Genomic DNA, 20,767 nt, shown 5'->3' with positions numbered 1-20,767 from the left:
CCGTACGGGTGGGGTGAACCCCCGTGACAGGAGGGGGACTTGCCGCATGTTCGGCGGCGGGCGGCGCTCATAGGTTGCTTGGCACGGACCTATGAGAGGGAGCCCTTGATGAAGAACCGCAACAAGGTGAGGTGCGCGGCCGCGGTTGTCGCCGCCCTCGTCGTCGCGTTGCCCGTGTCGTCCGCGACGGCCGTGGCAGCGGCCGGGAGCGGCCGGTCGCACCAGAAAGAGGCGTCGGTGCTGCGGCAGGACCTGGACGCGGTCGTGGCGGGCGGCCCGACGAGCGCGCTGGTCGAGGTGAGAGACGCCGGTCGAACCGGACGGAGCGTACGGGCGACGAGCGGGACCGCGGTCGCGGGGACGCGCAAACCCGTCGACCCGACGGGACACTTCCGGGCCGGCAGCGTCACCAAGACGTTCGTGGCCACCACGGTGCTCCAACTGGTCGACGAGCGCCGGCTGGCGCTCGACGACACGGTCGACCGGTGGCTGCCCGGGCTGGTGCCGGACGGCGACCGCATCACGGTACGCGAACTGCTGAACCACACCAGCGGCCTGTACGACGTCACCGACACGCTGCCGCTCAAGCCGCCGACCGCCTTCCTGCCGATCCGCTACCGGACGTGGACCACCACCGAGTTGGTTCACCGCGCCACCGAGCAACCCGCGGTCTTCTCGCCGGGCACCTCGTACCACTACTCCAGCACCGACTACCTGGTGCTCGGCCTGCTCGTCGAGCGCGTCACCAGGCATTCCTACGCCGATGAGATTTCGCGGCGGATACTCCAGCCGCTCGACATGCGGGACACGTGGCTGCCGGGCACGAACCCGCGCATCCCAGGCAGCCACGCGCACCATTACATCCCGGACGGCGCGGGCGGGGTGGTCGACATCACCGAGATGAACCCGTCGGTGATGAACGCGGCCGGCGAGCTGATCTCCAGCGCCGCCGACCTCAACACCTTCACCACCGCCCTGCTCGGCGGCCGACTGCTGCCGCCGAGGCTGCTGCGGGAGATGGCGACGCCCTCCGACCCCTCGCAGACGGGCCTCGGACTACAGACCATGGCGCTGACCTGCGGCGCGACCGCATACGGACACGACGGCGACGCGCTGGGCAGTTCCACCTGGACCTTCGCCACCCCCGGCGGGCGTGCCGTCACCCTGTCGGTGGCCTGGGGCACCGGCCGCCCGGCCAAGGCAGCCGTGACCGCCTTGCTGGACGATGCCCTCTGCCACGCCTAGACAGTTCCCGTTCGGGACCGTGCACGCGCGACCGGCAAGCGCCGGACCCCCGGGTGCGGAACGCCGCTCACGCGGACACCACGCCGTTCAGGGCCTCGGCGATACCGGCGTCGAGGTCGGTCCGGTAACCGGCCTGAAAGGCACGGTCGTAGGCCGGCTCGCCGAGCGCCGTACGCGTGCGGCTGACGCAGTCCTCGTGGGCTGCCACCCAGCTGGGGATGCCGACTTGGGGCCGCCCGAGGGTGTCCCACAGTTGGTGTGCCAGGCCGAGCAGCCGGGCCGCCCGCCCGGCCTGGCCGTCGGCGATCGCGCACTGGGCGATCGACTCCAGGCACATGCCGGAGCCGAAGCTGTCGTGCATCCGGTGCTTGACCGTGAGCGACGCCCGGGCGGAGTGCTCAGCGGCCTCGATGCGGCCCAGGGCAAGCTCCGCCTGAGCGCGGATGGAATCGCCCCACGCGCGCATCCACGTCTCACCCGAGACGTCGCACACCCGCCGCATTTCGTCCAGGCCGGCCAGGGCATCCTCGGCCATGCCCATGGCGATGCGCGCATGGCTGCCGACGGAGAGGGAACCCAGGCCGGGCACACTGAGCATGGCCTCGGGCGACTGGCTGTGCCGGGCGTGCAGTTCATCGGTCAGCTTCAGCACCGTGACCGCGTCGCCGCGCAGCGCCGCCGTCACCACGGCCGCGGACTTCGCGAGGCTGTCCTCGGCCTCACCGAACCGAGCCGCCAGGGCGGTGCACTCGGCGGAGCGCTCCTCCAGCGCGGGCAGGTCGCCCAACTCGGTCAGCACCAGAGCTTGGGCGTAGAGAGCTTTCAGCCGTAGCGGGCTGGGTCCCAAGAACGCTCCCAGGGCGCGGTCGAGATAATGCCGGCCCTCCCGGGCAAGTCCGCACGCGTACCAGAGGAACCACAGGTCTCCGGCCATTCCCAGGCCGATCCGGCTGTCGGCAGAACCGAGGCAGGACTCCAGGGCGAGCCGGAGATTGTCGAGTTCCGCGTGCATCCGTTCGTACCAGATGTACTGGTCAGGCCCCATCCAGGCCGCATCGCCCTCCCGGGCGAGCCGCAGATACCAGGTGCGGTGGCGGCGGCGGAACTCGCGCCCCTCACCCAGACTCCGCAGCCAGTCCTCGCCGTACTCGCGGATCGTGTCCAGCATCCGGTAGCGCTCACCGGCGGCCGTCGGCACCCACGTGATGATCGACTTCTCCGTGAGTCCGGCCAGCAGCTGAGGAATCTCCTCGCGATCCAGGCGGTCGTCGCCGCAGACCTGCAGGGCGCCCTCCGCGTCGAAGCTCCCCACGAACACCGACAGTCGCGCCCACAGCAGCCGCTCGGCCGGAGTGCACAGTTGATGGCTCCAGCCGATCGTGGTGCGCAGCGCCCGGTGCCAGAGGGGATCCGCGTGCCCGATGGCGGCCTCGGCTTCGGCCTTGGCCTCGTCGAGCACCGAGAACCGGTCGGACACGCGGTCCGACAGCCGGTCGGCCAGCTCGCCCGGCGAGACTTCCCGCAACCGGGCCGCCGCCAGCTCGATCGCCAGAGGCAGGCCTTCCAACTGGCGGCACAGACGCTCCAGATCGGGCCGGCCGGCCTCGGTGACCGTGAACCCGGGCATCGCGTCGGCCGCCCGTTCGGCCAGCAGCACCAAGGCGTCGGCGTTCGGCTCTGTTCCCGGCCCCTTTACCAGACCGGGGACCGGCAGCGGCTCCACGGTCAGGACCTCTTCCGCCGCCAATCCCAGCGGACGCCGGCTCGTGGCCAGGATCCGCAGCCCCGGCGAGGCTCCGACCAACCGCTCCACAAGTGGCCGTAGTTCCTGCGTGAGGTGCTCGCACGTGTCCAGGACCAGGAGCAGGTTGCGCTCGGCGAGATAGCGCGCCAGAGCATCGATCACCGGCATGGCCGTCTGGTGCGCCATGGGCAGCGCCTCGGCGATGGCGTGGGGCAGCACCTCTCCGTCGCGCAGGCCCGACAGCGCGACCCACCACGCTCCGTCGCTGAGCCCCGGCTGCAGCTGGGCGGCGACGCTCTGCGCCAACCGTGTCTTGCCCACACCGCCGACCCCTACGAGCGTCACCACCCGATGCGCCCCGAGCGCCTGCGTGACCTGTGCCAACTCCGAGTGGCGACCGACCAGTTCACCGGCCTCCCGGGGCAACTCGCCCACCCGTCGCTCCCGTTGTTTGTCCGCTGCCATGGTTCAACTCCCGTGCTGAGGCTCCTTGCACCGTCAGTGCTATCAACTCAGCGGGGGCCGGGGGAGAGTTATCGCCTGATTCATCGATCCGGTCAGCGGCCACGCTGACCGCGGTGGTTCTCCGACGGCGACGCGTCGTGCACGGAGCCGTCCGGTCCATCGGCCCGCGGCTGCGTCGGACGCGGCTCGTGTCGCCGGGCAGTCACCCCGTCGCAGGCGGTGCCGCCTGGATCTCGGCGGACCAGGCGCGCGCCGCGACGGTCTCGGGGTGGTCTTCCCCCAAGAGCCCGGCCCGCTGCTCGGCCACCTCACGCGCGCTCTCGGCGGCCTCCTGCCGCTTGCCCTGCGCGTGCTGGGCGCGGCTGAGCTGGATGAGTACCCCGAGGACCAGCGGATGGTCGTCTCCGTAGCCGGCCCGCTGCCCGGCGAGCACCTGGCGGAAGAGGTCCTCGGCCTCGGCGCCCCGGCCGAAGTGCAGAGCCCCTCGCGCACGTGCGTCGCGCGCCCAGATGGTCACAAGGTGCGAGGCGCCGAGGTGCCGTTCGCAGTCCTCGACCAGTTGGCCGGCCGCGATCGCGTAAGTATCGAACTCGTTCTGCGAGAAGCGCAGTTCCAGCATCTCGCAGCGGGTCTTGAGGGTGGCGACGTGGCCGTCGCCCAGCACTTGGCGACGGCCGTCCAGGACCGCTTCCAACAGCGTGCGGGCCTGCGCCAGATCGCCCAGGCGGTGCAGAACCCGCTGCAGTTCGTAGGCCGCGTCCAGCGTGCGCGTGTCGTGGGGACCGAGCGTGCGCGACGCGTCCTGGTGGACCGGCCGCAGGAGGTCGGCGGCTTCGGCGTACCTGCCGAGCCTGAACAGGATGGGTCCCTGGCCCGACCTCGCCTCGATGGCCGCGGGGTGTTCGGCTCCCAGGTGCTCCGTAGCCACCTCGGCGGCGGTGGATGCCAGCGCCAGCGCGGCGGTCCAGTCACCTGCCTCGTACACCAGCCGCGCGACACGCGCGGCGAGCCGCACGGATTCATCGGTCACCAGCCCGTGGCGGCGGGACTGCTGCAACAGACCGGCCACGTGCGGTGCCAGTACCCGGGACACGGAGCGAAGTTCGGGCACCGCGGCGCCTTCCCCCGGCAACGCCGCCTGCAGTAGCCGGCGCGCCGCTTCAGCCAGACGGCCACGTTCCGCGGCGGACACACGCGCCGCGACGCTGTCCAGCAGAACGCCGTGGGCGCTCACGCAACGGTGCCCGTCCGCTTCGACCAGGTCGACCAGGGAGTGGTCCAGGAGCGCGCGCAGGGCCGGTTCCACCTTCGCGGCGGGAAGCGGCGGGTCGAGGTGCTCAAGGCTGACGCCGCCCTGTGCCGCAGGCATCAGGAGCGACAGCGGTACGGGGTCCGCCGCCCAGAACGAGAGCAGTCGCAGCAGACTGGTCGACTCCGGCAGACCGCCTTCCGCCAAGGCGTCCAGGGACAGTTGCCACGTGCGACCCACCAGGTGACGAGAGTGTTCGCCGCCGGCCGCTCCCAGGTCGACCAAAGCTGTCGACTCCTCGTTCAGTCTCCGGTCGTACTCGTCCATCGACCACGACTCCAGTAGCTGGTTCGCCAAATGGGACCCGGCCAGGGTCAACGCAAGGGGCAGGCAGCCCAAGCGCTGCGCAACCTTTCGCGCGGACTCCGGCGCAGCCACATCCGGGGCCAGATCCCGCAGGACCAACGCCGCGTCCTGCAAAGGGAGTACGCCGAGCCGGTGGCTGCTCACCCCGGGGCTCCGCCACAGCGCGGAGGTCGCGTGACGGCTGGTCACCAGCACCGTCCCCAGCGGGCTCGTGCGCAACCACGCACCCTCTTCCAGCACAGCTGGGTCGTCGGCGTTGTCCAACACCAGCAGCCACTGCGTCGCGGAGTGGTCCAGATAGTGCCAGACCAGGTCGGCCGAGGCGCGCTGACCGCTGGCCGCGGCAGCCAGTTCGCCACTGGTGGCGCCCCGGTCGCCCGCCACGGCCAGCATGCCGGCGCGCAGGGACACGTGCTCGGAGGCGTTGACCCACAGACCGACTCGGCCGTGATCCCGTACGGCCTCGGTGAACAGAGCGCGCGCGACGGCTGTTTTACCGCAGCCACCCATGCCGTGCAGGACCTGGATGTCGCCGCCGGGTCCGGCCACGGCGGCCCGCAGAAGGCCCATGACCTCGGTGCGGTCCCGCAGAATCCCGGGCGCGCGACCGACCAGCGGCAGGCGGACGGAGTCGGGAGCGAGGCGCTGCGGCGCGGCCGGGCCCACCGTCTGGCGCCCGAACAGCGGGGCCGAGCCCGGGGCGTAGTGGTGGATGTGCTCCTCGATGTACTGGCTGCCACCGGTCTGGAAGATCCGGGCCTGGCCCGAGGCGCGCCCCTCCATCGACTCCGAGGGGCTCATCGTTCGGTGATGTGCTGATCGCGTCCGGCCTGGTAGACGCGTGCGCTGCCCGACGCCTGGGCCCGCAAATGGATCTGCTGCGCGGCGGGCTCTCCCGAAGGCGACGGGTTCAGTTCGTCCAGGACACGGCGCAGTGCGTCGGCGGCCTCGGGCTGGGCGAGCAGAAATCGGCGTAGACGTCCCTGCCACTCGGCGGTCAGCTCGGCCTCGGACCCGGCGTCACCCGCCTCGCGCGCGAGAAGGAGATCCTCGCGGCCCGCTTCCAGCTCCGCACGGATGCTGTCGGCTCTCGCGGGCTGGAAACGACGCCAGAGTGCGACCACGCCCTCCCTCGCCGCTTCCCAGGCGTTCGTGACCATCAGCGTGGTGACTGTCGTGCCTGCTGTTCCTGCCAGTGCGGCAATCTCCGGATCCATGGTCCCCCCTAAGGCCGATTCCCGATCTTAGGTCCCCGAGCCGGTGCGTGACCGCGCGTTTGTACGCCTGGGGATACGGATCGGCGCCCGCTGCGGCGGTGGCTGGGCACAGCAGTCTCCTGGCAGCGACAGTCCGGCCCGCGGCTTGCTTCGTGAAACCGATCGGTTTACTGTTCCGAACGGAAGGGAAACCGATCGGTTTCCGCGTGCTGGAGTTGGAGAATGTCATGACCGCAATCAACGGTGCAGTCGTCCTGGTGACCGGTGGCGGCAGGGGGATCGGCAAGGCGCTGGTGGAGGGCCTCTTCGAACGGGGAGCGAAGAAGGTGTACGCCACCGCCCGCGACCCGCGGACGATCACGGATGCCCGGGCGGTACCGCTGGCGCTGGAGGTCACCGACCCCACGTCGGTCGCGGCGGCCGCGGAACTGGCCGGTGACGTCACCATCCTGATCAACAACGCGGGTGTCTCCACGCACGCGTCCTTCCTGGACTCGCCGGTCGACGACGTGCGCAAGGACTTCGAGACGAACTTCTACGGGCCCCTGCTCACCGCCCGGGCATTCGTCCCCGTCATCGAGCGCAACGGGGGCGGCCACATCCTGAACGTCCACTCCGTACTGTCGTGGATCGGCCTGGCCGGCTCGTACAGCGCCTCCAAGGCCGCGCTCTGGTCCCAGACCAACTCCCTGCGGCTCGACCTCGCCCCGCGAGGGATCGGCGTCACCGGACTCCATGTCGGATACGTCGACACCGACATGACCGCGGCGATCGAAGCGCCCAAGTCCTCGCCCGCGGGCGTGGCCGCCCAGGCGCTCGACGGAATCGACAGCGGGGCCTTCGAGGTACTCGCCGACGACCTGACCCGCCAGGTCAAGTCCGGTCTCTCGGCCGACCTTTCGGTCCTGTATCCGCAGCTGGTCTCCTGATGCCCGGGCGGTATACCGATCGGTTTCGGGTCGCCGTCCGACGGAGGTAATCTCGCTCCATGGCCACCAGTACGGACAAGGCATCCACGAGGGACCGGCTGCTCGACGCGGCCATGGAACTCTTCTACCGCGACGGTGTCTCCATCGGCGTCGAGGCGCTGTGCCGGGCCGCCGGGGTGTCCAAGCGCTCGATGTACCAGCTCTTCGCGAGCAAGGACGACGTGCTCGCGAAGAGTCTGGAGCGGCGTGCGCCCGAGTACGGGCGAAGGCTCGGCCTCGGCGCGGAGAACGCCCGGCCGCCCCGGGAGCGCGTCCTGTACGTGTTCGAGCAGTTGGAGGAGGCGTCGACGGAGGACGACTACCGGGGGTGTCCGTTCCTGTCGGCCCTGGTCGAACTCAAAGACCCCGAACACCCCGCGAGCGTCGTCGCCCTGCGCGCCAAGGGCGCGCTGATCGAGGCCTTCCGCGTGGAGGCCGAGCGCGGCGGAGCCCGCGACCCTGAGCTCCTCGCCCGCCAACTGACCCTGATCTTCGATGGCGCCAGCGCCCGAGCGGGGGCGAAGGCCGAAAATCTGCAGGGTCTGACCACTACAGCGGCCACGGCGCTGCTCGACGCGGCGGGCATGAAGTAGCGGGCGCGGGCGACGGACGGCGCGTCGGCGTCGCCCGGGCGATCGGGCTGTCGGGGGAGGCCTGGCCGCGGGGAACGGGATCCGTCCGACCCGCGGACAGGGGATCCGGGGTTGGCATCCCGCTGAGCGTGGCTGACGCGAGTGGTCGGCCGGTCCGCATGTCCTGAGTCCTGGCCACAAGAGCCTGCTCAATCCCTCCGCGTGCCGCCGGTGAGTGGCGGTGCATCTGTGCTGTCCGTGCAGTCCGCGTGTTCTTGATGCCGATTTACACTGATTTGGACCAATTTATTTGTGACCCACATCATGTTACCGGAGGTATCTGAAACACGGTGTCGCAGGTAAGTTGCGGGGAACACGCAGAAGTGGAACCACGTGACTGAGTAACTGCCGGCGCCCAGAGGGTCGGCGACAGCCCTCCGCCCCTGCCTCTCCCGGGCGCCCGCGAGTGAGAGTGAGGACCCTCCGCGATGGAGCAGCAGCACGTCGACGTCCTGGTCATCGGCGCCGGAATATCCGGCATCAGCGCCGCATGCCACATACAGCGCGACAACCCCGGCGCTTCACTCGTCGTGCTCGAGCGCCGCACCCGCGCCGGTGGCACCTGGGACCTCTTCCGGTATCCCGGCATCCGTTCCGACTCCGACATGCCCACCTTCGGATTCGGCTTCCGTCCGTGGCGCGACGCGCGCATCCTCGCCGACGGCGCGCAGATCAGGCAGTACGTCGAGGACGCCGCGGCCGACGACGGCGTGCTGGAACGCATCCGCTTCGACCGCCGGGCGATCAGCGCCGACTTCTCGCACGCCACCGGCCGTTGGACGGTCGAGGTCGAGGACGAGAACTCCGGCGAACGCGAAACGTACAGCGCGGGCTACCTCATCGGAGCGACCGGCTACTACGACTACGACAACCCCTACCGCCCGCAGTTCCCCGGCGAGGCGGACTACCAGGGCACCCTGGTCCATCCGCAGCACTGGCCCGAGGACCTCGACCACACCGGCAAGCGCGTGGTCGTCATCGGGTCCGGTGCCACCGCCATCACCTTGCTGCCCGCGATGGCCGACGACGCCGCACACGTCACCATGCTGCAGCGCTCGCCCACGTACATCCTCGCGCTGCCCGAGGTCGATCCGCTCACCTTCGTCCTGCAGAAGCTGCGCGCCCCCGCCCGCCTCACGCACAAGGTCGTCCGCGCCCGCAACATCGCGCTGCAGCGCGGGAGTTACGCATTCTGCCGCAAGTACCCCCGCCTCGCCCGCAAGGCGCTCCTCGGCCTGGTGCGAGCCCAGGCAGGCAAGGGCGTCGACATGCGCCACTTCAGCCCGAAGTACAAGCCCTGGGACCAGCGGCTGTGCGTCGTCCCCGGCGGCGACCTGTTCAAGGTGCTCAAGAGCGGCAAGGCATCGATAGCCACCGACCAGATCGACACCTTCACCGCCGAAGGCATCCGCCTGAAGTCCGGCGAGGAACTGAAGGCCGACATCGTCATCACCGCCACGGGCCTGAACGTCCGCCTCCTGGGCGGCATGGCACTCACTGTCGACGGCAGTCCGGTGGACGTCAAGAACCGCGTCCTTTACAAGGCCGTCCTGCTCGAGGGCGTCCCCAACATGTCTCTCGTCATCGGCTACACGAACGCCTCGTGGACCCTGAAGGCGGACCTGGCGGCCGCCTACACCGCCCGCCTGCTCGCACACATGCGGCGCCACGGGCACGACATCGCCACCCCGCTGGCCACCGGCGGCGACCGCTCGGAGTTCTCCGTCATGGGCGAGGCCCTGACCTCCGGCTACATCGCCCGGGCCAACGAGGTCATGCCGCGCCAGGGCACCCGCGACCCGTGGCGGCTGTGGAACAACTACTACCGCGACCGCTCCCTGCTCAGGGACACCCCCATCGACGACAACTCCCTGCGCTTCGACACGGCGGGTACGCCGCAGTCGGCACGCACGTCCGGTACGGACATCGCCGCCGACACCCAGGAATCGCCCCGCGCCGCCTGACCGTTCGGCCCGTAAGACCACCCCCGCACCCTCGCACCACCGCCCCATCGCACCGGCCCGCGCACCCGCCTCCCCCCTGGCGGCCGAGCAGACAACCGAGGACGAAGATGACTGCGAACCTGACCAGGAAGCTCTACGACGAGCGCCTGCGGACCCTGTCCGAGGGCTCAGTGAACGTCAACTTCAACGCCTTCATCGACATCAAGTGGGACGACCCCGAGTTCGCCGTCGACACCGGCGACCCACGCTGGGTGCTCACCTCCGCGGACGCCCTCGGCGCCCACCCCTGGTACCAGGAGCAGCCGCTCGAGACACAGATCCGCATCGGGATCTGGCGCTGGGCGGTGATCGCCAAGGTGGGCATGCAGTTCGAGAACATCCTCATGCGCGGCGCGCTGGACTACCTCTACGAACTGGGCAACCGGAACGAGGAGTTCAGGTATCTCACCCACGAGATCACCGAAGAGACCCACCACACCCAGATGTTCCAGGAGCTGGTCAACCGCACCGGCGTGAACACCGCCGGCGGAAAGCGCTGGTTCCGCAGGGTCAGCCGTTTCCTGCCGCTCGCAGGCTCCCTCTACCCCGAGGCGTTCTTCACCGGCATCCTGGCCGGCGAAGAGCCCATCGACCACCTGCAGAAGGCGGCCCTGCGCAGCGGCGAGCCGGTACATCCCCTCCCGCAGCGGATCATGCAGATCCACATCGCCGAAGAGGCCCGGCACATCTCCTTCGCCCACGAGTTCCTGCGCCTGCGCGTCCCGCGCTTCGGCAAGGCCCGCCGCGGCGCTCTGTCCGTCCTCTTCCCGCTGATCATGCGCATCCTGTGCGACGTCATCATGATCCCCGACCGGAAGTCCGCCGCGGAGGTCGGCATCCCGGCCTGGGTGGTGAAGGACGTCTTCTGGAAGTCCGAAGCCGGCCAGAAGATGCTCCACGACCTCTTCTCCGACGTACGGATGCTCGCCGATGACATCGGCCTGATGAACAAGGTGTCCCGCCCGGTTTGGAAGGCCCTGCGCATCGACGGCCGCCCGGCGCGCTTCCGTGGCGAGCCCGCTCTGCACACCGACTGAGCGCCCGCAGGCCCTGGCACCGCGTTCCCCCCATTTTTCCCCGAACGGAGACCAGCCGACCGTGCCGTACGTCGTCACCCGATCCTGCTGCGCCGACGCCTCCTGCGTGCTGGCCTGCCCGGTCAACTGCATCCACCCCACGCCGGAGGAGCCCGGCTTCGGGACGGCCGAGATGCTGTACGTCGATCCGCGCACCTGCGTGGACTGCGGCGCCTGCACGACGGCCTGCCCGGTCGACGCGCTCAAGCCTCACACGGCTCTGGCGGAGGGGGAGTTGCCGTTCGTGGAGCTGAACGCCGCCTACTACAAAGAGAATCCGCACAGCGACCGTACGCCCATGTACGTCGTGCCGCGGCAACGCAGCCTCCCCACGGCCGAGTTGTCCGTCGCTGTCGTCGGCGCCGGGCCTGCCGGCCTCTTCGCCGCCGACGAGTTGCTGCGTCACCCGGGCGTGCGCGTCACCGTCTACGACCGGCTCCCGACGCCGTACGGTCTGGCGCGGGCCGGCGTCGCGCCGGACCACCAGGACACCAAGCAGGTCAGCCGGCTCTTCCGGACGATCGAGTCCCAGCCCGGTTTCAGGTATCGCCTCGGCGTCGAGGTCGGCACCCGGCTCACCCACGCCGATCTCCGGCGCGAGCACCACGCCGTGATCTACGCCGTCGGCGCCGCGACCGACAAACGCCTCGGCATCGAGGGCGAGGACCTGCGAGGCAGCGCCTCCGCGACGGACTTCGTCGCCTGGTACAACGGCCATCCGGACCACGCCCACGACGACCACCCCCTGGACACCGAACGCGCTGTCGTCATCGGCAACGGCAACGTCGCCCTCGACGTCGCCCGCATCCTCACCGCCGACCCCGACGCCCTGGCCCGTACCGACATCTCCGACCGCGCGCTCACCGCGCTCCGCGGCAGCAAGATCCGCGAGGTCGTCCTCCTGGGCCGGCGCGGACCCGCCCAGGCGGCGTTCACCATGCCCGAACTCCTCGCGCTCGCCGCCCTCAAGGACGTGGACGTGAGTGTCGAGGGCTGGCCCGACGGCCTGGACCCCGACGCCACGGAGAAGACCCGGCTGCTGTCGCGACTGGCCGACCGGACCCCGGTCCAGGGTCGTCGGCGTATCGTCCTGCGCTTCCTGACCAGCCCGGTACGGCTCACCGGCGAGACCTCCGTACAAGCCCTGGAGATCACCAACACCGCGCTGCACACCGACGAAGACGGCACCGTCCGCGCCCTGCCCACCGGCGACACGCAGACCCTGGAGACCGGCCTCGTCCTGCGCTCCGTCGGCTACCGCGCCCGGCCCGTTCCCGGCCTGCCCTTCGACGAGGACAGCGCGACCGTCCCCCACGAGGGCGGCCGGGTCGAGCCCGGCGTCTATGTCGCGGGCTGGATCAAGCGCGGACCGACCGGCTTCATCGGGACGAACAAGTCCTGCGCCCACGAGACGGTCGAGTCCCTCCTGGACGACGTCGCCGCCGGCCGGCTCACGCAGCCGGCGCGCGGCGTCAGCACGGCGGTGGACGCGCTGGGCCTGGACGCCTGGCGCGCGATAGACCGCGCGGAACGAACGGCGGGTGAGGCGACGGGCCGTCCCCGCGTCAAGTTCACGGACACCGAGTCCTTGCACCGAGCCGCGCAGGCCACCACGGCAGCGCGCGGCTGACACCCAGGACACCCGCAACCGGACCCGGCAGTCGACCACGACCGCCGGGTTCACAGGCCACATCGTGGGGATCAGGGGAGCAGCCCGTGCCCCGTCCCCTCGGAAGTCAGGTCAGCACGTGCTGATACAAGCCCTCTCAAGCGTGCTCAAGCCCACTCCAGATCGGCCACCCGCTGCTGCGGCGACAGCTCCACGCCGAAGTCCCGCAGCGTCGCGTCCAGCACCGCCCAGACCGAACGGCACAGCATCGCGCGCAACTCCTCCTCGGACTGCTCGCGCTGGGCATCGCGCACCCATTGGTCGACCGCGGTGTCCACGAAGCCCACGATCCCCACTGCGACCGAGCGGATCGGCGCCTCCTGTACCCCGAGCGCCTTGAGCACGTCCCCGAACCGCTCGCTCAGCATCAGCGCGATGGCCGTCTTGGTGTCCGCCACCAGCGACCCGTCGCCCATCGAGTGCTCCCCGACGCCCATGTAGGCGTACAGGCGCGGGTGTTGTGCCACCCAGTCCAGATGCGCGCCCACCACGCGTTGCACGGCCTCCTCGATCGTCCCGTCGAAAGTGAGCGTGGGCTCCATCCGCCGCATGAACGACTCCACCACCCGCCGGCGGATCAATTCGTCGAGATTGGCACGGTCCTTGAAGTGCCGGTACAGCACGGACCGTGGCAGATTCACACGCTCCGCCAGCCGCTGCACGCGAAAGCGCGCGCCCTCCTCCTCGATGAGCGCGACCGCCGCGTCCACCAACTCCACCTGACGCTGCGCCTTGTGCTCGTCCCAGCGGGTGGAGCGCCCGTCGATCTGCGGCTCGCCGCCGGTTCTGTCCGCCATCCCGCCAGTTTATCGGCCACCGGAACGCACTGAGCGAGCGTCGTCGGTCTGACGCTCAGGCCGCGCCGGGATGCGCGTGCATCAGGAGGCGCGCGGCTGCGCGTGCTTGGTGTGCGGGTTCGGGCGTACCGAAGACGGCTGCGGTGGTGATCGCTCCTTCGGCGAGGAGGGCGAGCTGATCGGCCAGTTCGGCGGGCCGCCCAGCTGCCGTCACGAGCTGGGCGAGGTAGTCGTGGAAGGCCCTTTTGTGGTGTCGGGCCTGCGCGGCGACATCGGGTGAGACCGCGCCCATCTCACCGAAGGAATTGATGAAGGCGCACCCGCGGTATCCCGGCTCGGAGAACCACTTGTGCAGCCAGTCGAAGACCGCGGTGATGCGCTCTTCGGGGGCCGGCTGCGCCTCGACATGATCGGTGAGTGTCTGCCGCCAGCGCGCATCCCGCTGCCGCAGGAATTGCAGCACGAGCGCCTCCTTGGAGGGAAAGAGCTGGTAGAGGCGCTTGAGGGACACCCCGGAGGCGTTGCGTACCGCATCCATCCCGACCGCCTGGATACCCCGGCCGTAGAACAGCTTCTGGGCTGCGTCGAGCACCCGCTCCCGTACCGCTTCGTCCCGATCCACAATCTGCGCCTTCTTGCCTGGAGAACCAACGTTCTCTACGCTAGCAAGCGAAGACCGAGAACGGTCGTTCTCGCGGAGATTTCCCCAGCTCACCACACCTTCGGTGAGTCCCGGAGCTTTAAGGAACTGAGTCGACATGGCTGACGAGCCCCGCCCCCCGGTGCCGCCGTTCACGCGCGAGACCGCAGTCGAGAAGGTCCGATTGGCGGAGGACGCGTGGAACACGCGGGACCCGCAGAAGGTGGCACTGGCCTACACAGTGGACTCCCGCTGGCGCAACCGCGCCGAATTCGCGACAGGCCGAGACCAGATCATCGCGTTGCTGACCCGCAAGTGGAACACCGAACTCGACTACCGGCTGATCAAGGAGCTGTGGGCCCATGACGGCAACCGCATCGCCGTTCGCTTCGCCTACGAGCACCATGACGACGCCGGGAACTGGTTCCGGTCCTACGGCAACGAGAACTGGGAGTTCGACGAACACGGCCTGATGCGCACCCGTCACGCCTCCATCAACACCCTTCCGATCGCCGCATCCGAGCGAAAGTACTTCTGGCCGCTGGGCCGCCGCGGCGACGACCACCCCGGCCTCAGCGATCTCGGCCTCTGAGGGGGTGCGCAGCGAGCACGTGGTGGTTGCTCTGCGGCCACTGTGCACCCGGGCCAACACAAGTGGCGCGCTCTTCAAGAAGCGGCGTTGCCTACGGCTGATGCCGCCGGCACCACATGCTTCGCAGCTGTTGAGGGATGCTTCCCGCAGGAACCGCTCCGCGATCCGGGCAAGGGACGGCGGCCTCCGCCGGCTCGAGAACCTCCGGTCCTCCGTGCCGTGTGATTCCCACCGCTCGCTGTCATCCGCGAGTCTGTACGGCGCCTTCGGCTCGAAAGAGGGACGGTTCAAGCAGGTCGTCGACCACTGCAGGACGGGGCCGGGCGGCGCCGTCGACGTCATCGAGAACACGACACTCAGCCCTCGGGAGGCAGCGGCCGGCCTGCTGCACGGCTCGATCGACACGCAGGCCGACTCGTCCCGCCCCACCGGCTGCCTGATCGCCCTGTCCGGCACGATGCGGGCACCGGGGGAGGAGCGCGTCGGAGTACGCGCGTCTGTCGCGGAGCGGCGAGGAGCGGACCGGGTGCGCATCAAGGCCTGCGTGGAACGGGTCCTCGCCGCGGGCGGACTCGATACCGACGCCGACGTCGACGGCGTGACCACCATGATCCACAGCTTCCTCCTGGGGCTCTCCACCCAGCCGCGCGACGGAGTGCCCGCTGCGACTCTGCACACTGCGGCCGACGTACCGCTGCTCAACTGGCGCCGCGGATAGTGGAGTCGGCTCGCCGGGCAGCTGCTCGCAGTCCGGTCAGCGTGCGTAGACGGCGACGAAGTCGCGGGTGGCTTGGTGGTAGTAGCGGGTGGGCGGGTTCTCGAAGTCGAGGATGTTGGCGGGTGCGGGGTTGTGTGCGTTGTGGCGTGCGTCGTAGCTCATGAAGGAGGGCCAGGCGCGATTCATGTCGAGCGGCATCGCGCGTACGGCGCCGGCTTGCCGCATGAGGTGGGCGAGTGTGGGGGCGCTGAGGGCCTGGCCGACGACCATGATGATGTCCCCCCGGGCGGTGACTCCGACGCCGGAGCGTTCGACGAACATGCGGGACTGGTCGGTGGCGCCCCACTTGCTGTCGTCGTCGATGTCGTCCACGACCTTGCCCTGGTCCACCATGAGTTCCAGACACTGACGCACGCCGACCACGTCCGGCGTCATACGTACGTCCCGGCCCCAGACCCCGATCTTGATGGAGCCGTCGCGGTAGAAGACCTCGGAGGCCGCACCGTCACGCAGCTCGCCGACGGTCTTGCCGTCGAGGAAGAAGCCGCCGTTGGAGCCGCCGTCGGTGATCTTGAATCCGCCGTTCCAGGTGGCCAGCAGCCCGGTGCGGGAGCCCGGCGGGATGGAGGGCGGGGTGGTGAACGAGCCCCCGGGTTCGCGCAGTCCGGGATGCAGCTGGAAGCGGGTGTGGTTCGCGCTGATCCAGGCGATGGCGGCCTGGTAGGAGGTGTGTTCGCCGTCGGGACGCACGTAGGTGCCCTGGACCAGGGGGCGGCCGTGAGCACTGGCCAGGGTCCGCCACACTCCCTCACCCTTCAGGGCGGGGGAGACCAGGGGCTTCATCGGCGGCCGCAGACGCACGTCACTGGCCGGGGCGGCGGAAGCGGCGGGCACGTTCTTCATCCGGTCCAGAGCGTCCTGGGGCAGTGAGCCGCCGACCTTGGGCGGGTCCATCTTGTACTTGGCGTTCTCCAACTGGTCGACGACGGTGCCCATGTGGTGTTCGCGGGCCCAGCCGGCGAGGCGTGCCGCGGTGCTGTCATCACCCGGGTAGGTGAGAGCGCCGCTCAAGGACCAGCCGAGCGTGCTGAGGGCCAGGACGCCGGTGGCGAGTACGGCCCGGGCGGCCAGCGGGTGACGCCGCAGCCGGCCAACGTTCCGTTTCTTGTCCTTCTGGCCGTCCGGGCCGGGTGGAACCGCAGGGGTCGGGGGCGTGGCGTCCGGCATGGCGAGGCTCTTCTCGTTGCGGGTGGGCAGAGGTGTTGCGCGGCGCTGTTCCATGGGGACGGCTATGCCTCGCTCTGGCGGGAGCGTCTGCGGCGGCCGCGCAGGAGGGCGAGAGGAAACGCGAGTACGGCCAGTGCGACGAGGGCGAGACCCGCAGGGTGATCGAACCGGTCCTCGTCGCCTGGTGTGCCGGCCTGCGGTGGCACACCAGGCGCGCGGCTCTGCCCGCTGGCGGGTGCTGAGAGGGGCTTGGGCGGAGCGCCGTTGAGGAGGGCTGTCTGCCGGGCGTGAGGAGCGGCGGCGAATCCCCAGTCGAGCAGGGATCGTGCCTCGTCGTAGACGGTGTTGGCGGATCCGCTCCGCGGGTTCATGAGCGTGACCAGGATGGTTCTCGTGCCGTGTTGTGCGGCGGCGACGAGCGTGTGTCCGGCGTTCGAGGTGTAGCCGTTCTTCACGCCGATCAGCCCGGGGTACGGGGTGACGCCGTGTGAGCCGACGAGGAGCCGGTTGGTGTTCTGGATCCCGAAGGAGTCCGGTCCGCCGGTCGCGGGAAAGCGGGCGGATTTCGTTCCCATGTAGTGCCGGAAGTCAGGATTCTTCATCCCGGCGCGGGCGATGAGTGCCAGGTCGTACGCGGAGGAGTACTGGCCGGGGGCGTCGAAACCGTCGGGGGAGCGGACTTCGGTGTCGCGGGCACCGAGGCGCCGGGCGGTCCTTTGCATGTCCTCGACGGTGCGGGCCGGCCCGCCGTTCATGCGCGCCAGCGTATGCACGGCGTCGTTGCCGGAGGCGAGAAAGACTCCGCGCCACAGGTCGGCGACGGAGTAGCGGGTGCCGTCGTGCACACCGGCCAGGCTGCTCCCCGCGGCAACACCGGCCACATCGGAAGCGGCAGCACGGTGCACCGCGGAGGCTGACAGCTTGGGCAGGACCGTCAGCGCGAACAACGTCTTGAGGGTGCTCGCCGGTGGCATGCGGCGGTGGGCGTCCTTCGCTGCCAGGACTCGCCCGTCATCGGCGTCGGTCACGATCCAGGACTGCGCCGACACGCGGGGCGCCGCAGGGGCGGCCGGACCGGCATGGTGCGAGGTCTGTGGCGCGGGTGAAGCAGCCGAAGCTTGAGGTCCTGGCAGCGGGACGAGCAGGACAGCCGCGGCAGCGCAGGTCCCGGTCAGGTGACGCCAAGTCAAGCTTCGGTAATGTGCATGCATTTCGGGCATGGCGGAAACCTATGAGCGGGCAGTGCGCGGCGCTATCGGAACTAGTCCAGATGTGAAAGCAGCGGGCTCCCCGGGTGGGCAGTAACAGCTCCATCACCGCCCCGAGTTCATTGCCGGCTTCCCGCGGTATCGGTCGCGACCCTGGCCCTGGCCCTACGACGAGGCTTTCCGGTGTGTCGTGCGGGTGGGGGAGAGGCCAGTGGGTGAAGGCGACAGATGCAGCAAGTTCCCTCTGGGTTTCGAGCGCGGTGAGCCGTTCGGTGAGGGCCGCGTTTATTGCGCTGTAGGTGTCGGATCCGAGAGTCAGGCGCAAGGGCGGGCTCGGGTGGCGGGTGGTGTCGTAGATGGCGGCGGCGAGCCTGGCGGGATCGCCGGTGAAGGCGCTGTCGTCGGCGGTCTCCAGGTGGTGCCGGGTCCGGCCGACGGCATTGTCATCGACGCCGCCTACCGGCGCCAGCCCACCCAGGTGTGCGAGAAGGTGAACGACCTCCTCGCCCAGCACCCGGCCGCCGAGGCGACCCGGCTGTGGATGGAACACTTCATCCACTACGCCACGGCAAAGAGGGGAATGTCCGAAGGTCTCAACGCGGTCATCGTCTCCGGAATCGACCCGTACTCCGACAGCCGCGCCCTCCTCACCGACGCCGCCCGAGACGGCACCCTGCGCACCGACGTCACGCCCGAGAACGTCCTGCTCCTCATGGGTGGCATCGCCTATTCCGTGCGGCACGGCACCAAGGAGCAAGCCCGCCCGCTCGTCGACCTCTTCATGGACGCACTGACCAAGCACGCGACCGCGAGCTGAACGCGCGCTCCCGAATCGCAGGTCATGCCACTGCTTCGGCCACCAGGGTGAGGGCCGTGTTCCGGGGGCCGGCAGCCGCCAAGGTTCGGGCGAGGCTCAGTCGGATGCAGGAGGCGACGATCGGTACGGCCTTCGACTCCAGCGCGGACTTCCGGTCGGCCGACTTCTGCGTCTCCGGTCGATGTGGCTGCGGAACACGGTACGGGGCGAGGGCCCGGCGAAGGGATGTTCCCGGTCAGCGGGTTCTGCGTGCGGAGCGGGGCCGATCGGGGCTGGTCGGCTCGATACAGCGGGACTGGACGTGCTCGTAGACCATCGTGGTCTGCACGTCGGCGACTTCGCGGCGTTCGGTGAGGCGGTCGATGACGAAGGCGTACACGCTGTCGACGTCCGGGACGGCGATGTGGATGAGGAAGTCGTGGGCGCCGGAGGTGACGAACAGGCCGATCACCTCTGGCAGCCGCGCGGCCCACTCGCGGAATCCCTCGATGACCGGGCGGGCGGGAGGCCGGATGCGTACCGAGATGAGCGCTTGGACGGGCCGGCCGGCGGCGTCGAGGTCCAGAGCCGCGTGGTAGCCGGTGATGACGCCGCGATCGCGGAGCAGCCTGACGCGTTCCAGTGAGGTCGAGGGCGAGACTCCTGCCTTGGCCGCCAGGTCGCGGTTGGTCTGCCGTGCGTCGTTCTGCAGTTCCCGCAGCAGCGCCCGGTCCAGTGCGTCAAGTTCCATGAGATCCACCGTATGCCAGACGAAGTTCGGCAGATGGATGGCCCTACCGGATTATTGCCCCGACCGGTGCGGTGCCCACAGCACGGGAAGTGGGCACCGCCCAGCCCTGCTCGTCCCACCACCAGGGCTACGCATCAGGGCCGGCTTCTCACCTGTTGCTCACGCGCCGGCCCCGATCCACGTACGTTCAGTAATCCCAGACGGCCGGTACGAAACGGAAGGCGTCCCCGGCGACCGCCACGCGGCAGACGGACGGGAACGGCAGGTGCGTGGCCACCAGTTGCTCGCCCCGCTCCGCCAGCTCCGTCAAAAGACGGACCCGGACGCGGGCCGACTCCTCCGGGTCGTGGTCGAAGCCGTTGTGCCAGTCGGGGCAGTCGAACCCGGGCTGGAAGACCGCATCGCCGGCGAACGTCAGCCGGTCACCGCCGGACTCCAGGCGGATGATGCTGTGGCCGGGGGTGTGACCGCCGGTGCGACAGATCATGACCCCCGGCGCGACCTCGTACTCCTTCTCGAACGGCCGCAACTGGCTGCGGTACACGTCCAGGAACCGCGCCGCGGTCGTTCGCAGCACGTCCGGCACCGGTGTCGGCATGGCGGTGCGCGAGAAATCGGGTGCTTCCCAGAACTCGGCCTCGGCGGACGCCAGGTGGACCCGCAGGTCCGGGCGCAGCCGGCCCCTCAACCCCTCGACGAGCAGCCCGCCGATGTGGTCCATGTGCAAGTGGGTGAGTACCACGTCGGTCACGGACGCGGGATCGATCCCGGCGGCGTCCAGTCGCATGGCCAGCTGTCCGGCCCGCGGGAAACCCGGGAACTCCGTCCCCAGCCCGGAATCGACGAGGATGGTCCGTCCGCCGCTGCGCACCACAGCCACATTCAGCGGCCAGTCGAGCGTTTCCGGTGGCAGGAACTGGTCTCGGAGCCAGGCCGACAGGTCGGCCGTGGCGGCGTTGGTGGCCATCGTCACGGCGGGGATCGGAAGCACCCCGTCGCTGATCACCATCACATCGATGTCGCCGACCTTCAGCGCGTAGCGCGATGGAACCAATTCGTCATGCCTCGGTGCACCGGGGTGGGCGATGTTGACTTGGCTCATGTTGTTCTCTCCTCTGGCAGAGCGTTGACCGAAGACGTCGACGGCGCCATGGGTCACACCGTTCAGTCATCCCTTAGGACCGGACGGCACCCTGGTTTGTGACAGCCCCCCGCTTCCCCGCCCCCGCCTCGGCCGACCGATCGCGCCGAGAATCGGCCCAAGAGCTGCCCCGGAGCGGCCACATCGGTCACGTTTGCGCATGTGAGCGGCGCCTGTGCGGCCGGGACCGCCGGCCGGCGCGGCGTGTTCGGAGCCGGGACAACCGATCGCCTGCACGTCGATGCTCCCGTACGGTGCGGGAG

18 protein-coding genes are annotated in these 20,767 nt (G+C 69.8%); 9 read left to right on the top strand and 9 right to left on the bottom strand.

Features of this window, described 5'->3' with window-relative positions:
• Positions 1-108 precede the first annotated feature (108 nt).
• Positions 109-1,245, top strand: a complete 1,137-nt coding sequence (locus AB0J02_RS23055; RefSeq protein ID WP_363195607.1) for a serine hydrolase domain-containing protein — start codon at positions 109-111, stop codon at positions 1,243-1,245.
• Positions 1,246-1,312: 67 nt separating this feature from the next.
• Here AB0J02_RS23055 and AB0J02_RS23050 read toward each other — a convergent pair whose 3' ends face one another.
• The 3 genes from AB0J02_RS23050 to AB0J02_RS23040 form a co-directional block, all read right to left on the bottom strand.
• Positions 1,313-3,454, bottom strand: a complete 2,142-nt coding sequence (locus AB0J02_RS23050; protein ID WP_363195606.1) for an NB-ARC domain-containing protein — start codon at positions 3,452-3,454, stop codon at positions 1,313-1,315.
• Between the two features lie 202 nt (positions 3,455-3,656).
• The gene (locus AB0J02_RS23045) at positions 3,657-5,870 is read right to left on the bottom strand and encodes a tetratricopeptide repeat protein (RefSeq protein WP_363195605.1); all 2,214 of its coding nucleotides are present in this window, start codon (positions 5,868-5,870) and stop codon (positions 3,657-3,659) included.
• On the bottom strand, positions 5,867-6,286 hold the full coding sequence (locus AB0J02_RS23040) for a hypothetical protein (protein WP_363195604.1): 420 nt from the start codon (positions 6,284-6,286) through the stop codon (positions 5,867-5,869). The genes AB0J02_RS23045 and AB0J02_RS23040 overlap by 4 nt, the downstream gene beginning before the upstream one ends.
• Positions 6,287-6,513: 227 nt before the next feature.
• Here AB0J02_RS23040 and AB0J02_RS23035 point away from each other — a divergent pair, with 227 nt between their 5' ends.
• The 5 genes from AB0J02_RS23035 to AB0J02_RS23015 all read left to right on the top strand — a co-directional run bounded on the left by AB0J02_RS23035 (position 6,514) and on the right by AB0J02_RS23015 (position 12,595).
• Positions 6,514-7,215, top strand: coding sequence for an SDR family oxidoreductase (locus AB0J02_RS23035; RefSeq protein ID WP_363195603.1), 702 nt, complete (start codon positions 6,514-6,516; stop codon positions 7,213-7,215).
• A gap of 59 nt (positions 7,216-7,274) precedes the next feature.
• Positions 7,275-7,847, top strand: a complete 573-nt coding sequence (locus tag AB0J02_RS23030; protein WP_363195602.1) for a TetR/AcrR family transcriptional regulator — start codon at positions 7,275-7,277, stop codon at positions 7,845-7,847.
• Positions 7,848-8,314: 467 nt separating this feature from the next.
• Complete coding sequence (locus tag AB0J02_RS23025) at positions 8,315-9,850, top strand: NAD(P)/FAD-dependent oxidoreductase (RefSeq protein WP_363195601.1); 1,536 nt, start codon at positions 8,315-8,317, stop codon at positions 9,848-9,850.
• Positions 9,851-9,957: 107 nt separating this feature from the next.
• On the top strand, positions 9,958-10,926 hold the full coding sequence (locus tag AB0J02_RS23020) for a diiron oxygenase (protein ID WP_363195600.1): 969 nt from the start codon (positions 9,958-9,960) through the stop codon (positions 10,924-10,926).
• 61 nt (positions 10,927-10,987) lie between these two features.
• Complete coding sequence (locus tag AB0J02_RS23015) at positions 10,988-12,595, top strand: FAD-dependent oxidoreductase (protein ID WP_363195599.1); 1,608 nt, start codon at positions 10,988-10,990, stop codon at positions 12,593-12,595.
• A gap of 146 nt (positions 12,596-12,741) precedes the next feature.
• On the opposite strand, the gene AB0J02_RS23010 is transcribed toward AB0J02_RS23015, so the two are convergent.
• Together AB0J02_RS23010 and AB0J02_RS23005 are read right to left on the bottom strand one after the other, a co-directional pair.
• Positions 12,742-13,431 carry a TetR/AcrR family transcriptional regulator gene (locus AB0J02_RS23010; RefSeq protein ID WP_363195598.1) on the bottom strand — a complete coding sequence of 230 codons (690 nt, stop codon included), beginning with the start codon at positions 13,429-13,431 and terminating at the stop codon, positions 12,742-12,744.
• Positions 13,432-13,486: 55 nt separating this feature from the next.
• Positions 13,487-14,056, bottom strand: coding sequence for a TetR/AcrR family transcriptional regulator (locus tag AB0J02_RS23005; RefSeq protein ID WP_363195666.1), 570 nt, complete (start codon positions 14,054-14,056; stop codon positions 13,487-13,489).
• Between the two features lie 133 nt (positions 14,057-14,189).
• Here AB0J02_RS23005 and AB0J02_RS23000 point away from each other — a divergent pair, with 133 nt between their 5' ends.
• Positions 14,190-14,663 carry a nuclear transport factor 2 family protein gene (locus AB0J02_RS23000; protein WP_363195597.1) on the top strand — a complete coding sequence of 158 codons (474 nt, stop codon included), beginning with the start codon at positions 14,190-14,192 and terminating at the stop codon, positions 14,661-14,663.
• A 214-nt stretch (positions 14,664-14,877) separates the two neighbouring features.
• Entirely contained in the window at positions 14,878-15,381 is a 504-nt protein-coding gene (locus AB0J02_RS22995; RefSeq protein WP_363195596.1) for a TetR/AcrR family transcriptional regulator, read from the top strand.
• Between the two features lie 36 nt (positions 15,382-15,417).
• Here AB0J02_RS22995 and AB0J02_RS22990 read toward each other — a convergent pair whose 3' ends face one another.
• The gene (locus AB0J02_RS22990) at positions 15,418-16,662 is read right to left on the bottom strand and encodes a phosphodiester glycosidase family protein (RefSeq protein ID WP_363195595.1); all 1,245 of its coding nucleotides are present in this window, start codon (positions 16,660-16,662) and stop codon (positions 15,418-15,420) included.
• 8 nt (positions 16,663-16,670) lie between these two features.
• Entirely contained in the window at positions 16,671-17,819 is a 1,149-nt protein-coding gene (locus AB0J02_RS22985) for a serine hydrolase (RefSeq protein WP_363195665.1), read from the bottom strand.
• 334 nt (positions 17,820-18,153) lie between these two features.
• On the opposite strand from AB0J02_RS22985, the gene AB0J02_RS22980 reads away from it, so the two are divergent.
• Positions 18,154-18,633: a TetR/AcrR family transcriptional regulator gene (locus AB0J02_RS22980; RefSeq protein ID WP_363195594.1), complete on the top strand. Its 480-nt coding sequence runs from the start codon at positions 18,154-18,156 to the stop codon at positions 18,631-18,633.
• Between the two features lie 235 nt (positions 18,634-18,868).
• On the opposite strand, the gene AB0J02_RS22975 is transcribed toward AB0J02_RS22980, so the two are convergent.
• Positions 18,869-19,363 (bottom strand): Lrp/AsnC family transcriptional regulator, encoded by a 495-nt coding sequence (locus tag AB0J02_RS22975; RefSeq protein WP_363195593.1) that lies wholly within the window; start codon positions 19,361-19,363, stop codon positions 18,869-18,871.
• A 187-nt stretch (positions 19,364-19,550) separates the two neighbouring features.
• Positions 19,551-20,465 (bottom strand): MBL fold metallo-hydrolase, encoded by a 915-nt coding sequence (locus AB0J02_RS22970; RefSeq protein ID WP_363195592.1) that lies wholly within the window; start codon positions 20,463-20,465, stop codon positions 19,551-19,553.
• Between the last annotated feature and the right edge of the window lie 302 nt (positions 20,466-20,767).

The sequence above is a fragment of the Streptomyces sp. NPDC050264 genome (assembly GCF_040655895.1).
In the GTDB taxonomy this organism is placed as follows: domain Bacteria; phylum Actinomycetota; class Actinomycetes; order Streptomycetales; family Streptomycetaceae; genus Streptomyces.
This window is presented reverse-complemented; position numbering and strand designations above follow the sequence as displayed.

Excerpts from the sequence above, each read along its gene's own strand:
- AB0J02_RS23055 (WP_363195607.1), top strand. The coding sequence starts at position 109 with ATGAAGAACCGCAACAAGGTGAGGTGCGCGGCCGCGGTTGTCGCCGCC.
- AB0J02_RS23050 (WP_363195606.1), bottom strand. The coding sequence starts at position 3,454 with ATGGCAGCGGACAAACAACGGGAGCGACGGGTGGGCGAGTTGCCCCGG.
- AB0J02_RS23045 (WP_363195605.1), bottom strand. The coding sequence starts at position 5,870 with ATGAGCCCCTCGGAGTCGATGGAGGGGCGCGCCTCGGGCCAGGCCCGG.
- AB0J02_RS23040 (WP_363195604.1), bottom strand. The coding sequence starts at position 6,286 with ATGGATCCGGAGATTGCCGCACTGGCAGGAACAGCAGGCACGACAGTC.
- AB0J02_RS23035 (WP_363195603.1), top strand. The coding sequence starts at position 6,514 with ATGACCGCAATCAACGGTGCAGTCGTCCTGGTGACCGGTGGCGGCAGG.
- AB0J02_RS23030 (WP_363195602.1), top strand. The coding sequence starts at position 7,275 with ATGGCCACCAGTACGGACAAGGCATCCACGAGGGACCGGCTGCTCGAC.
- AB0J02_RS23025 (WP_363195601.1), top strand. The coding sequence starts at position 8,315 with ATGGAGCAGCAGCACGTCGACGTCCTGGTCATCGGCGCCGGAATATCC.
- AB0J02_RS23020 (WP_363195600.1), top strand. The coding sequence starts at position 9,958 with ATGACTGCGAACCTGACCAGGAAGCTCTACGACGAGCGCCTGCGGACC.
- AB0J02_RS23010 (WP_363195598.1), bottom strand. The coding sequence starts at position 13,431 with ATGGCGGACAGAACCGGCGGCGAGCCGCAGATCGACGGGCGCTCCACC.
- AB0J02_RS23000 (WP_363195597.1), top strand. The coding sequence starts at position 14,190 with ATGGCTGACGAGCCCCGCCCCCCGGTGCCGCCGTTCACGCGCGAGACC.
- AB0J02_RS22990 (WP_363195595.1), bottom strand. The coding sequence starts at position 16,662 with ATGGAACAGCGCCGCGCAACACCTCTGCCCACCCGCAACGAGAAGAGC.
- AB0J02_RS22985 (WP_363195665.1), bottom strand. The coding sequence starts at position 17,819 with ATGCATGCACATTACCGAAGCTTGACTTGGCGTCACCTGACCGGGACC.
- AB0J02_RS22975 (WP_363195593.1), bottom strand. The coding sequence starts at position 19,363 with ATGGAACTTGACGCACTGGACCGGGCGCTGCTGCGGGAACTGCAGAAC.
- AB0J02_RS22970 (WP_363195592.1), bottom strand. The coding sequence starts at position 20,465 with ATGAGCCAAGTCAACATCGCCCACCCCGGTGCACCGAGGCATGACGAA.